Origin of the sequence: Microbacterium esteraromaticum (assembly GCF_900163815.1) — a bacterium.
In the GTDB taxonomy this organism is placed as follows: Bacteria; Actinomycetota; Actinomycetes; order Actinomycetales; family Microbacteriaceae; genus Microbacterium; species Microbacterium esteraromaticum_B.
In genome coordinates this window covers 1-12,758 of record NZ_FUKO01000037.1, presented here as the reverse complement: position 1 = coordinate 12,758, position 12,758 = coordinate 1, and the positions used below count along the sequence as shown (strand labels likewise).

Here is a 12,758-nt window from a genome sequence, read left to right as displayed (position 1 = left end):
CGGCATCCGGCATCCGTCGTTCAGCCCGTCGCGGCATCCATCGTCGGATGCTGCAGTGCCTCGGGCTTCTCCCACGGACCGCGGATAGGGAACATCCGCTCCAACCCGCCCTGAACGGCCTGCATCCGCAACTGCTCGGGGATGTCGGTCTCTGCGCCGTCGTTGAGGCAGAACATGTCCACGTCTGCACGGGCCGCAAGCCGGTCGATCTCTTCGAGCGCGCCCATCGTGGTGGTCTGCACGTACCGCACGCGCGGCTGAGTGCTCGGCAGCGCGCGGCCCGTCAGCATCGCGTAGTAGTGGTACAAGCTGTTCGTGACGGAGATGTCGGTCATGGATCGGAACCGTGAGGCCGCTGTGCGCATGAAGTCCTCGGGGAAAGTCCGCTCGAGCTCCAACATCACACTGCGGCACAGCGGCGTTGCGCAGTGCGAGAGGTCGCGCAGGATCGTGCGGCCGAATCGGTTGCGCAGCAGGGCGCGGTTCACGCGCAGCCCGTTGTCGTGTCCGCTGCGATGCGCTTGAGGCTCACCGACACCGATGCGCACCGGGCTCTCGACGAAACGCGTGTGCCCGGCCGACGTGAAGAACATCTCGGGTTTCACCATGCGTCCGAAGAACATGTCGTCGTTCGAGTAGAGGAAGTGCTCGGACAGCCCGGGGATGCGGTGCAGCTGAGCTTCCACGGCGTGGGAGTTGTGGGTGGGCAGCACGCTCGGGTCGGCGAAGAATTCCTCGCTGCGCACGATCGTCACCTGGGGGTGCTCGGCGAGCCAGAACGGTGCGGGAGAGTCGGTGGCGATGAAGATGCGCCTGATCCAGGGTGCGTACATGTGCACACTGCGAAGGGCATAGCGCAGCTCGTCGACGTGCCGGTATCGTGCCGGACTGTCATCGCCTTCGCCGACGACGTGCGCGGTGAGCTGGGCGGCTCGATGCTGCTGGAACTGGGTCGCCGAGCCATCCACCCACGAGAAGACGATGTCGACCGGCTCGAGGAACTCGTCCTCGTGCGGTTCGAACATGCCGTCGATGGTGCGCCAGCGACGCCCGTACCGCTCGACCTCGGTGAACACCAGCTCCGAGGTCGGGGTCAGCCGTCGCGTGAGGGCGTTGTCGTTCGGTGCTTCGACGAGTTCCGTGCCGAAGCACCAGAACTCGACCCGCGCCGCGTATCGACTGCCGTAGCGCAGCGTGCGCGCGGAGGTGATCCGGGGCCGGAAGATGCGCACGGCGACAGGGGTGTCTCCCGGCAGGTCGGCATCCTCGATCGGGGTCGCGTGGGCACCTTTCGCCTTGACGTAGAACGGGTCTGCAGGCAGGTGCTCGCGGAGGGAACGGAGAGCATCCTCGCGCCGGGCGACGTCGACCACCAGAACGGGAACGGAACGGTCGCGCCGCACGAGCAGCACGGGAATGTCGTCCTTGTGCAGTGCGTCAGCAACCGCGAGCAGGTCGTCCAGCCGGGCGCGGGTGGGGGTGAGGTCATCGTGCACCATGTGCAGCCGACCGCCGTCGAGGATCACGTCCTGCCGTAGGGCAGCGCTGCGATGCGGTGCCCCCGGCAGTGCGGCGAGTGTCGTCATCCTTGTTCTCCTTCACGTGTCGACTGAGCCACCCGAGTCCGGTTCGGCTGCCGGGTTACACCGTCCGTGTGGCTGACGTCATCGACGGGTGGCGCATATCTGAGCTCAGCGCGTTTGTCGCGAGGTGTCGGGGCCCGTCCCGACCGGATGCGATGGCATCAGTACGGTGGGGTGCGGACTGCGGCTCCGCGCAACGAGTGAAGCGCGTGCCCGAAGCTTACCGCGAATCTGGCATCCCGAGCCGCGAGGCTGCTCCTCCCCTCGCCGCGAGCTTGCCCCTCCCCTCGCGGGAGTGGGCGCGTGAGGAAGTGGGAGCGGGCAGGGCGGGGACGAGCTCAGATCCCGAGCACTGCCTTCGCGATCAGGAAGTAGATGATCAGGCCGGTGGCATCGACGAACGTCGTGATGAACGGATTCGAGAACACGGCCGGGTCGACCTTGATCGCCCGCGCGGCGAGCGGCATGATCCCGCCGATGGATGCTGCCAGCGTGCACACTGCGAGCAGCGTGAGACCGATGACCACGCCGATGTGCCAGTCGAAGACCAGCCCGGCTATCGCGAAGCCCAGCAGGCCCAGCAAGAGGCCCAGGCTGAAGCCCACGCGGATCTCGCGAGAGAGCACCTTGCGCACGTCGCGCGGCGTGACCTCACCCAGGGCGAGCGAGCGGGTGACTGTGGTCGCTGCCTGGTTGCCGGTATTTCCACCGGTGCCGATGAGCAGCGGCACGAACAGCGCGAGCACCGTCATCTGTGCGAGGGTCGCCTCGAAGGCGCCGAGCACCTGCACGGTCAGGGTCGCGCCGACGGCCAGGACCAGCAGCCACACCACGCGCGAGCGCACGAGTCGGCGGATCGGCGTGGACAGATACGAGCGGCGCAGCGGCTCGACACCACCCTGCCGGGCGGCATCCTCGCTCTCCTCCTGCTTGAGGATTCGCGCGGCATCATCGATCGTGAGCACGCCGACCAGGCGCTGCTCGCTGTCGACGATGGGCAGCGCCAGCAGGCCGAGGTCGGTTGCGCGGCGAGCGGCGGTCTCCGCATCTTCATCGGCGGTGGCGATGTGGGCCTCGCTCATGAATCCCGAGATCTGCGCGTCATCGTCGGCAGCCAGCACATCGCGCAGACTCACCACTCCGACGACTCGGCGACCCGAGTCGGTGACCGGCAGTGTGTAGATAGTCTCTGCCCGACGCAAGTTCTCGCGCACTCGGCTCATCGTCTCGCCGACGGTGAGGTTCGGGTGGGTGATGATGACTTCCGGGCTCATCCGGCGCCCGATCGCGTTCTTCGGGTAGCCGAGGATCGCGGCTGTCATCTCGCGCTCGTGGGCGGAGAGACCCTGCAGCAGCCGCGGGGCGACCGAGGCGGGCAGCTCATCGAGCAGCCAGGCCCGGTCATCAGGATCCATCTCGGCGAACAGACCGGTGATCTCGGCATCCTGCAATGCCTGCACGATGTCACCCTGCATTCCGGGCGGCAGCGCCTCGAACACCTCGAGCGAGCGCGCCTTCGTGAGCAGCCGGTAGATGATCGCACCGTCGGCGATGCTCAAGCGGCCGATCAGCTCGACGACGTCAGGAACCGGCAGCGGCGTCAGCGTCGCCGAGACCTCGGCGAGGTCGCCGCGGGTGATGAGCTGTTCGACGGAGTCAGCAACGTCGGAGATGTGCTGCAGCTGCTTCGGAGTCATGGTGGAGCCTTACGTGGAGGCACCGCCGCGGAGAGTGCGTCGGATCAGCAGAGTGCGCGTCGCAGTGGGCGCTCTTCGGCGGATCGCAGCTCAGTCGAGCGGTGCGGAAGCGGGGAAGGGTTCGTGTCTGCGACTGTGACTGTCACTGGACATGCGGCACCACCTCGCTTCCCGGGTTCTCGATAGGCCTACTCGGTACACCCTAGTGCAGTGCTGATCGCGCAACGCTGAGCAGAACAGTGCCGAGCCTGTACTCTGTCAACAGTCGACAAGGGGGCTCGAGTGGTAGACACGGTGAAACGCGGAGATTCGCTGGGATCGCAGGTTGCGGACGTGCTGCGTCAGCGCATCGTGCGCGGCGAGATCGCGCCCGGTGAGCGCATCACCGAAGAAGCACTCGCCGAGGAGTTCCAGGTGAGTCGCGGACCTGTCCGCGACGCGCTCACTCAGCTCAGCTTCGAGCGGCTCGTGCGCATCCAGCGGCCGCGCGGCGTCTTCGCGGTCGGGCTGACGCACGACGACGTCGATCAGCTCTACAGTCTCCGCGGAGCGCTCGAGCAACTCGCGCTGTCGCGAGCGATTCGGGTCGAAGACGACGACCGCTGGCAGGTCATGGCTCAGTCCGTGCAGCGGATGGCGGATGCTGCGGCATCCGGCGACCACGCCGCCTTCGTCGTGGCCGACCTCGACTTCCACTCGCAGATCTACGCGCTCGCCGACCACCCGCGCCTCGAGGCCGCGTGGCGCCAGTACCTGCCGACGTTCACCGCGCTGCTGGACGTGACGATCAACCACGACGCAGATCTGCATGATTCAGCATCCGATCACGTCACTCTCATGAACGTCATGCGCAGCGGCACCGCCGCCGAGGCGGCCGAAGTGCTGACCGCACACCTTGATGGTGCCCGCGATCGGATGCTAATCGAGCTGGCCGAACAGAACGACTGAGCCAGCCATCGGTGAGGTGGCCCGCCCTCGCCCGATCCGCACAACCCTGGACTCACCAAAGTGTTGACTGTTAACAGTCGACACTGATACGCTCGCGACAGTCGACAACCCGGTCGACACACAGCACCGAGGAGCAACGATGCCCCGCATCAGACTGACCCGTGTGACCGGCGCCATCGCCGCGGTCGCCGCAACTGCACTCATCCTGTCGGGATGCACGAAAGTCGACGAGGCCGGCGCCGAGTCGGCCTTCCCCGAGAAGGACATCCGCCTGATCATCCAGGCGAACCCCGGCGGCGGTTCTGATCTGTCGTCGCGCGCGCTGGCATCCGAGCTCGAGAACATCCTCGACGTCAGCGTCATTCCCGAGAACATGCCTGGCGCTGCCGGTGCTCTCGCCATGGAGTACGTCGGATCACAGGATCCCGATGGCTACGTCATCGGCTTCGCGCCCGTCGAGATCGCCATGCTCAACACCACCCAGGGCGCCAACGTGCTCCCCGAGAACTACGATCTGCTCGGTCAGATCATGTTGGCACCCGGCGTCGTGACCGTCGGCGCGAACAGCGGCATCGAGTCGCTGGAAGACCTCGTCGCCAAGGCCAAGTCTGGAGCCGTGACGGTTGCCAACTCCGGTGCCGGCTCCATCTGGGAGGCCGCAACGCTCGGGCTAGGTGACGCAACCGGCGCCACCTTCACACCCGTTCCGTATGACGGCGGAGCCACAGCGGTCGGTGCAGCAGCATCCGGTGAGACGGTCGCCGCCGTCTCGGGTCTCGGCGAGGCGCTCGCGCAGGGCGACGCCGTGCGCATCCTCGCGGTCATGCACGACGAGCGTCACCCGGATGCCGCAGACGTGCCCACTGTCGAAGAGGCGATCGGCGAGAAGGTCGAGTTCGGTGGCTGGGGCGGCATCTATGCGCCGAAGGGCCTTCCGGATGACGTGAAGCAGACGCTCGAGTCGGCCGTCAAGGAGGCCGTCGATTCGGATTCGTACCAGAAGTTCCAGAAGGATGCCGGAAACCTGGTCGTCTACCGCGACTCGGCTGACTGGTCCAGCTACGTCGGCGAGCAGTTCAACCTGTTCAAGGACCTGCTCGGCTGATGACCGACATCGTCGAAGACGACTACCAGGGGGCGGCTTCTTCCCGCCCCCTGGAGATCGCGTTCGCGGCGGTGGCACTCGCGGTCGCGGCGGGCTATCTCGTGCTCACCACGCAGATCTCGCTGCGCCGCGAGTCCGCACCCGGGCAGATCGACGCCCGGTTCTGGCCGACGGTGATCGGTGTCTCGGCCGTGGTCGCCGCCATCGTGCTGCTCGTCTTCGCGATCACCCGCCCGGCGATGGAGCGCGAAGACGTCGAGCGGCTTCAGCCCGGCGGTGTCATGCGGGTCGCTCTCACTCTCGTCATCTCGGCCGTCTTCATCGCCGCGTGGTCGCTGAGCTCAGTGATCGTGTTCGGCTATCGCATCGAGGTGTTCCCGATCGCGGCCGGTGTGCTGATGGCCGCATTGATGTGGCTATACGGCCACCGTCGCTGGCTCAGCCTCATCATCTACTCCGTCGTCGTGACGACGTTCGTCTACGTCGTCTTCGGCTTGCTTCTGAGGATTCCGCTGTGACCCCGCTCATCGAAGGTCTGAACTCTCTCCTCGACATCTCGATCCTGCTCTACATGGGCGTCGGGCTGATGCTCGGCTTCATGGTCGGCGCATTCCCCGGCATCACCGCCACTATGGCTGTGGCGCTCGCAGCGGGCTTCACGATGACCCTCGAGCCCGTGCAGGGCCTCGCCGTGCTGCTGACCATCTATGTCGCAGCGAACTTCGGCGATCGTGTGCCGTCGATCCTCATCAATACGCCCGGTACACCGGCATCCATCGCGACCACTCTCGACGGCTATCCGATGGCCAAGCAGGGCAAGGCGGGGCTCGCCCTGACGATGTCCGCGATCGTCTCCGCCGTCGGCATCCTCGCTTCTCTTGTGCTGTTCTCGATCGCGGCGGTGCCGATCGCGCACTTCGCTCGCGACTACTTCAAGTCTCCTGAACTGTTCGCGCTGGTCGTCTTCGGCATCGCGATCATGATCGGCATTTCGTCGAAGTCGATGCTGAAGGGCATCCTTGCCGGCCTGTTCGGGCTCATGCTCGGCACCGTCGGCACGTACGCCGCCACCGCCGATCAGCGATTCACCTTCGGTGTGCTCGAACTCGTCGAGGGCGTCAACTTCATCGCCGTCATCATCGGGCTGTTCGGCATCGCAGAACTCTTCGACCAGCTGCTGACTTATCGAGCCTCGAAGGTGCGGCCGATCTCGGCGCTCGGACGCTGGTGGCCCAACCGCGCCGAACTCAAGCAGAGCGGCCGGGCTACGGCCGTCGGCGGAGTGGTCGGGCTCGGTGTCGGACTGATTCCTGCGGCGGGCGGCGACATCGCGGGCCTCATCGGCTGGGAGCAGGCGCGCAAGGCCTCGAAGCATCCGGAAATGTTCGGCAAGGGATCGATCGAGGGCGTCGCAGCATCCGACACGGCATCCAGCGCGACCCTCGGCGGCTCGCTCACGACGACGATGGCGCTGGGCATTCCGGGCGACTCGGTGATGGCCGTGATGATCGGATCGATGATCATCTGGGGCATCACGCCCGGTCCGAACCTGTTCACGAACCGTCCTGACCTCGTCGTCTCGATCGCGGCCATCATGTTCATCGCGACGATTCTGTCGCTGGCGCTGAGCCTGGTGCGCATGAAGGGGATGGTGAAGCTGCTCGATGTGCCGCAGCCGTACCTGTGGAGCGGCATCCTGATCTTCTGCATCATCGGCACCTATGCCACATCGAACAGCCTGTCGACTGTGGTCACCATGCTGGTGTTCGGTGTGATCGGCGTGCTGATGAAGCGGATGCAGGTGCCCGCGGGACCAGTGGTGCTGGGCCTGCTGCTCGGACCTCTTGCCGAAGAGAATCTGGCGCGAACGATGTCGATCCTGCCGACCAAGCCATTTTTCGAAGTGGTCAGCCCGATCGCGATCGCCCTGCTGCTGCTGGCCGTGCTGTCGGTCGTGATGCCGGCCATCCGGGCGGCACGCAAGCCTCGTGCGGCCCGCGCCTCGTTCGAAGAATCGGTGCTGCACACCGAGAGCATCGCCCAGATCGCCCACGCGCGCGAAGACCTCGCGGCACAGCCCGACCTGCTCACCTCGACGGTGCGCAACATCGACAAGAAGAGCGAGCGCCGTGCGCGCCGCAACACGAAGGAGAACGAGAAGTGACCCGGTACGACATCCTCACTGCGATTCCCACCGCATTCCACCGCGACGGATCGCTCGATCTCGAGGGGTCGCGGGCGATCTTCCGATACGTGGCAGACTCCGGCAACGAGGGCGCGTTCGTTCTCGGCACCACGGGTGAGTTCCCGGCCGTCGACGTCGAGGAGTTCACCGCTCTCGTCGGCGCGGCGCTTGATGAGATCGCGGCGCGGATGCGAGTGGTCGTGCACGTCGGCCGGCCGAGCACGTTCGAAGCGGTCCGGCTCACGCGTATCGCGCGCGACCTCGGCGCGACCGAGTTCGCCGCGCTGACGCCGTACTACCTGCGCTCGTCGGACGACGCGGTATTCGATTACTTCCGCGCGGTGTCGGATGCTGTCGGCGATGGCCGGCTGTATGTGTACATCTACCCGGCGCGCAGCGGAAAACCAGTGTCGCCGGAGCTGCTCGTGCGCCTTTCGACGCTGCCGAACGTCGTCGGCGCGAAGGTCAGCGAACTGTCGCTGGATGACATCGCCACGTACCGCGCGGCTGTGCCCGCGGATTTCGAGCTGTACACCGGCGCCGACCGCGATTTGATCGCTGCCGTGGAGGCAGGTGCCCAGGGCGTTGTTTCGGGAGTGTCGTCGGTGACGCCGAAGCCGTTCCGTGCGCTGGCGGATGCCGGACGCTCGGGGGATGCGGAGGCTGTGGCGGTCGCGCAGCGCTCGGTGGATGAGGTCGTCGCGTCGATCGGTGGCGACATGGCGCGGATGAAGGAGGGCTATCGGGTGCTCGGCGTGACCGATGCGTATTGCCGCATGGCGCTCGATGAGCCGGATGCTGCAGCGCGGGCGGAAGTTGCTCGCGTCGTGTCTGCGCACGCCTGACGCGCGGACTCGCGAACGACGGACGGGTTGTGCCGTTCGTACCCACCTCGTCGAGAAACCACATTCAGTTCGAGAAATCACGCCTGGCGTGGTTTCTCGTGCGGGATGTGGTTTCTCGCTATGGGGGCGCTGGGTAGGGTGAATCAGCGGATTCAGGAGGTCCGATGGCCACGATCTATGACGTCGCAAAGCTGGCAGGCGTCTCCCCGGCGACGGTATCGCGCGTATTCAACGGCACGAGCGTGTCGGCCGACAAGGTCACGGCCGTGCGCGCCGCCGCCAAGGAGCTGAACTTCACGCCGAACCGCGCCGCGCGGACGTTGCGGCGACAGAGTTCGGAAGTCATCGCGCTCGTCATTCCCGATATCGAGAACCCGTACTTCACCGAGATGGCGCGAGGGGTGGAAGACGTCGCCAGCGAGGCCGGCTACTCGGTCGTGCTGTGCAATTCGGATGCGCAGGTCGAGAAAGAGCTCACGTATCTGCGCATCGCCATGGCCGAGAACATGTCCGGAGTGATCCTGGCGGCGGCGTCGGACTCCACGAACCTCGACGAGATCCTCGCGACCGGGCGCCCTGTCGTCGCCGTCGACCGCAGCACCGGCCACGACATCGATGGCGTCGTGATGGCCAACCGCGACGCGGGACGACAGGCCACGGAGCACCTGCTGAAGTCCTACCGACGGGTGGCGTACATCGGCGGGCCGGAGCACATCGAGACGGCGACCGATCGCGCGGAAGGATGGTTGCTGGCGCACCGGGCGGCGGGGTTGGAGGCGCCGCTGGATCTGCTGCGCTACTCGTCGTTCCGCGTGGATGGCGGGCGCAGCGTGATGGAAGAGCTGCTCGCGCTGCCGGAACCGCCGGATGCCGTCGTCGCCGGCAACAACCTCATCGGAGTCGGCGCGATCCAGGTGCTCACCGAGCATTCGCTGACGCCCCCCGAGCTCGGCGTCGCGGTCATCGGATCGCTGCCGTTCACCACGCTGTCTCCCAGTGCGGTCACCGTCGTGCGGCTCCCGGCCCGGCACATGGGCGTCATGGCCGCACGGATGCTGCTGGCCCGCATCCGCGGCGACAAGCAGCCGGCGCGCACCGTCGTGCTGCGCAACGAAGTGCAGGCGGCTAGCGCCGTTCGCTGATTGGCATATTGTTCGCAGACACTGTCGTCCTTGCATCATGAAATCGATTTCGCGTACGCTGTGAGCAGCTTGTCATATCAAGGAGGACGACATGCGATGCACCCTCGGGGTGGATATCGGCACATCCAGCAGCAAGGGCGTCCTCGTCGCCGAAGACGGGACGATCATCGCCTCGGCGACCCGCGCGCATGACGTCGCGCGACCGCATGCCGGCTGGGTCGAGATGGATGGCCGCATCTGGTGGGACGAGTTCGTCCAGATCGCCCGCGAGCTGCTCGACGGGCATCAGGATGCCGAGGTCGTCGCGGTCGGCGTCAGCGGCATGGGCCCGTGCGTGCTGCTCGCCGATGAGAACGACGAGCCAGTGCGCCCTGCGATCCTCTACGGCGTCGACAGCCGCTCGACCACGCAGATCACCCGGCTCACCGACGAACTCGGTCAGGACGAGATCACCCGCATCGGCGGATCGGTCCTCACCTCGCAGGCCGGTGGCGCGAAGATCGTCTGGGTTGCCGATGAAGACCCCGATTCCTATGCCCGCGCTCGCCGCCTCTTCATGCCGGCATCGTGGCTGGCCCGCAGGCTCACCGGGGCCTATGTGCTCGATCACCAGTCCGCCAGCCAGACCTCACCGTTCTACGACATCGAGAACGAGTGCTGGTACGAACCCTGGTGGCAGCAGTACGCCGCCACGATCGAACAGCCCGCACTTGCGTGGGCAGGTGACATCGCGGGCACGGTGACCGCGGCAGCATCCGAGCTCACCGGCATCCCGCTCGGCACCCCCGTCATCGTCGGAACCATCGACGCCTGGACAGAAGCCGTCAGCGTCGGCGCGCACGGCGTCGGCGACCTGATGCTGATGTACGGCACCACGATGTTCCTCATCGCCACCGGTGAAGACACCCTGCGCACGCCGTCGATGTGGACGACGGCAGGTGCCTTCGCCGGAACCCGCAACCTCGCTGGCGGGCTCGCGGCATCGGGTGCGCTGACCGCATGGCTGAAAGACCTCACGGATGCCGATTACCCCCAGCTTCTCGCCGAGGCCGCCGAGTCAGGGCCTGGCGCACGCGGTCTGGTGATGCTCCCGTATTTCGCGGGGGAGCGCACGCCGATCCAGGATCCGGATGCCAGGGGTGTGATCGCCGGGCTCACCCTGCGCCACGGCCGCGGCGACCTGTATCGCGCCGCGCTCGAGGCCACGGCCCTCGGGGTGCGCCACAACGTCGAGACCATGCGCGCTGCCGGCGCGGACATCCGGCGCATCGTCGCCGTAGGCGGCGGAACCCAGGGCCGGCTCTGGCTGCAGATCGTGTCGGATGCCACCGGGCTCGTGCAGGAAGTGCCCGAGACCACCATCGGCGCCAGCTATGGTGCGGCGTTCCTGGCAGCATCCGCCATCGCCGCCGACGACGTGAAGCCGCAGATCGAGCACTGGAACCCCGTCGCCGACACCATTACGCCCGACCCTTCAGCCAAGGCCGCATACGACGCCCTGTTCGACCGCTACCTGCGGCTGTACGACGGCACCCGCGGCGTCGTGCACGAGCTCGCTGCCGAACAGCGCACGCACTGAACCCATCACCAACGGAGAACATCATGGCCTACACACTGCCGACCGTGGCTGAGCGCCCGGCATCCGCCCCCAAGACCGCCTACCTGATCACCTCCGGTGACTTGCGCGAAGCCGCCAACATCGGCGGCTGGCCGACCCAGGTCGCCCTCGAAGCGGGCGTCACCCGCGTCTTCGAAGGCCTCGACTGGAAGGTCATCCGCGCATTCGACGTCGATCCCGCGACCGGGCACGGCTTCATCTCGAGCCAGCGCATGGGCATGGAGGTCTTCACGAAGATCCCCACAGACGCGCCGCTCATCGTCGCGATCGCCAACTGGCAGTACTCGCACCACGTGCTCGCGGGGCTGCGCACCCACCAGGGCCCCATCCTCACCGTGGCGAACTTCGCCGGTGACTGGCCGGGGCTCGTCGGGCTCCTCGGGCTCAACGCCGGCCTGACCAAGATGGGCAAGGAATACTCCACCACCTGGTCGGTCGACTTCACCGATGAGTGGTTCACCGATGGCATCCGCGAGTGGACCGAGACCGGCACCATCGTGCACGACGACTCGCACGTGCGTCCGCTGCCGACACTGCCCGACAGCGCCGAGAAGCAGCTCGGTGAGGCGCTCGCCGCGCAGCTGCGCGCCGACAAGGCCATCATCGGCGTCTTCGACGAGGGCTGCATGGGCATGTACAACGCCATCTTCGATGACGAGCTGCTCAACCAGACCGGCATCTACAAGGAGCGGCTGAGCCAGTCGGCCCTGTACGCCGAGATGCTCGAGGTGAAGGATGCCGAAGCCGACGCCGCCTTCGACTGGCTCATCGACCACGGCATGACCTTCCGCTTCGGCGAGGACGGCACCACCGAGCTCACCCGCGAGCAGGTGCAGTGGCAGATGAAGATGTACATCGCCGCCCTGCGGATCGCCGATGACTTCGGGTTGGATGCTGTCGGCATCCAGTACCAGCAGGGGCTGAAGGATCTTGTTCCGGCATCCGATCTGGCCGAAGGCATCCTGAACTCCACCGAACGCCCGCCGGTGCTCTCGCGCGACGGCTCGCGGGTGCTGCACGAGGGCAGGGCGTTCCCGCACTTCAACGAGGCCGATGAGGGCGTGGCTGTCGACGCGCTCGTCACCGACCGGGTCTGGCGGGCAATGGGCCTCGTGCCCGACAACACCCTGCACGACGTGCGCTGGGGCGAGGACTACGACGGACAGTTCGTGTGGGCGTACGAGATCTCGGGCTCGGTGCCGGCGTCGCACCTCGGCGGCTGGGACAAGGCTGAAGGCTGGCGGCAGGGACACGTATTCTTCCCCGCGGGTGGCGCCACGTTGAACGGTGTCTCCAAGCCCGGCGAGATCGTGCTGTCGCGCGTGTTCATCGCCGACGGCGTGCTGCAGGCCGACCTCTTCCGAGCATCGGTCGTCGAGCTGCCCGCCGAGGAGACGCAGCGCCGCAAGGACGCGACCAACCCCGAGTGGCCGATCGCGCACGTGGTGCTGCACGGCCAGAGCCGCGACCAGTTCATGGCCCGTCACAAGGCGAACCACGCGCAGCTCGTCTACGCGCCCGACGCCGAGACCGCAGACAAGGCCCTGATCGCGAAGGCCGCGATGTTCGCCGGCATGGGCATCAAGGTGCACCTGGTCGGCGACGTCACGGCCTGACCCGCCCCCGCCCCCGGGC

General features: G+C 66.7%; 10 protein-coding genes. 8 read left to right on the top strand and 2 right to left on the bottom strand.

Annotation, left to right across the window (positions count from 1 at the left end; all coding sequences use genetic code 11):
* Nucleotides 1-20: 20 nt before the first annotated feature.
* Nucleotides 21-1,586 (bottom strand): stealth conserved region 3 domain-containing protein, encoded by a 1,566-nt coding sequence (locus FM104_RS13985; protein WP_087132844.1) that lies wholly within the window; start codon nt 1,584-1,586, stop codon nt 21-23.
* Between the two features lie 335 nt (nt 1,587-1,921).
* Nucleotides 1,922-3,280: a magnesium transporter gene (gene mgtE, locus FM104_RS13980; RefSeq protein ID WP_087132843.1), complete on the bottom strand. Its 1,359-nt coding sequence runs from the start codon at nt 3,278-3,280 to the stop codon at nt 1,922-1,924.
* A gap of 282 nt (nt 3,281-3,562) precedes the next feature.
* Between mgtE and FM104_RS13975 the strand changes: the two genes are divergently transcribed.
* From FM104_RS13975 to FM104_RS13940, 8 genes are all read left to right on the top strand, one after another.
* Nucleotides 3,563-4,228 carry a GntR family transcriptional regulator gene (locus FM104_RS13975; protein ID WP_087132842.1) on the top strand — a complete coding sequence of 222 codons (666 nt, stop codon included), beginning with the start codon at nt 3,563-3,565 and terminating at the stop codon, nt 4,226-4,228.
* A 139-nt stretch (nt 4,229-4,367) separates the two neighbouring features.
* Nucleotides 4,368-5,333: a tripartite tricarboxylate transporter substrate binding protein gene (locus FM104_RS13970; RefSeq protein WP_087132841.1), complete on the top strand. Its 966-nt coding sequence runs from the start codon at nt 4,368-4,370 to the stop codon at nt 5,331-5,333.
* On the top strand, nt 5,333-5,851 hold the full coding sequence (locus FM104_RS13965) for a tripartite tricarboxylate transporter TctB family protein (protein WP_087132840.1): 519 nt from the start codon (nt 5,333-5,335) through the stop codon (nt 5,849-5,851). Before FM104_RS13970 ends, FM104_RS13965 begins: the two co-directional genes overlap by 1 nt.
* Nucleotides 5,848-7,497: a tripartite tricarboxylate transporter permease gene (locus FM104_RS13960; RefSeq protein ID WP_087132839.1), complete on the top strand. Its 1,650-nt coding sequence runs from the start codon at nt 5,848-5,850 to the stop codon at nt 7,495-7,497. The genes FM104_RS13965 and FM104_RS13960 overlap by 4 nt, the downstream gene beginning before the upstream one ends.
* Nucleotides 7,494-8,363 carry a dihydrodipicolinate synthase family protein gene (locus FM104_RS13955; protein ID WP_087132838.1) on the top strand — a complete coding sequence of 290 codons (870 nt, stop codon included), beginning with the start codon at nt 7,494-7,496 and terminating at the stop codon, nt 8,361-8,363. Before FM104_RS13960 ends, FM104_RS13955 begins: the two co-directional genes overlap by 4 nt.
* Nucleotides 8,364-8,527: 164 nt before the next feature.
* On the top strand, nt 8,528-9,505 hold the full coding sequence (locus tag FM104_RS13950; RefSeq protein WP_087132837.1) for a LacI family DNA-binding transcriptional regulator: 978 nt from the start codon (nt 8,528-8,530) through the stop codon (nt 9,503-9,505).
* A gap of 91 nt (nt 9,506-9,596) precedes the next feature.
* Entirely contained in the window at nt 9,597-11,084 is a 1,488-nt protein-coding gene (locus FM104_RS13945; protein WP_087132836.1) for an FGGY-family carbohydrate kinase, read from the top strand.
* Nucleotides 11,085-11,107: 23 nt separating this feature from the next.
* Complete coding sequence (locus tag FM104_RS13940; RefSeq protein WP_256971677.1) at nt 11,108-12,739, top strand: fucose isomerase; 1,632 nt, start codon at nt 11,108-11,110, stop codon at nt 12,737-12,739.
* The last annotated feature ends 19 nt before the right edge of the window (nt 12,740-12,758 follow it).

What these genes read in the sequence shown, in the direction of transcription:
- FM104_RS13945 (WP_087132836.1), top strand. Translation starts at nt 9,597, where the DNA reads ATGCGATGCACCCTCGGGGTGGATATCGGCACATCCAGCAGCAAGGGC.
- FM104_RS13970 (WP_087132841.1), top strand. Translation starts at nt 4,368, where the DNA reads ATGCCCCGCATCAGACTGACCCGTGTGACCGGCGCCATCGCCGCGGTC.
- FM104_RS13965 (WP_087132840.1), top strand. Translation starts at nt 5,333, where the DNA reads ATGACCGACATCGTCGAAGACGACTACCAGGGGGCGGCTTCTTCCCGC.
- FM104_RS13940 (WP_256971677.1), top strand. Translation starts at nt 11,108, where the DNA reads ATGGCCTACACACTGCCGACCGTGGCTGAGCGCCCGGCATCCGCCCCC.
- mgtE (WP_087132843.1), bottom strand. Translation starts at nt 3,280, where the DNA reads ATGACTCCGAAGCAGCTGCAGCACATCTCCGACGTTGCTGACTCCGTC.
- FM104_RS13985 (WP_087132844.1), bottom strand. Translation starts at nt 1,586, where the DNA reads ATGACGACACTCGCCGCACTGCCGGGGGCACCGCATCGCAGCGCTGCC.
- FM104_RS13950 (WP_087132837.1), top strand. Translation starts at nt 8,528, where the DNA reads ATGGCCACGATCTATGACGTCGCAAAGCTGGCAGGCGTCTCCCCGGCG.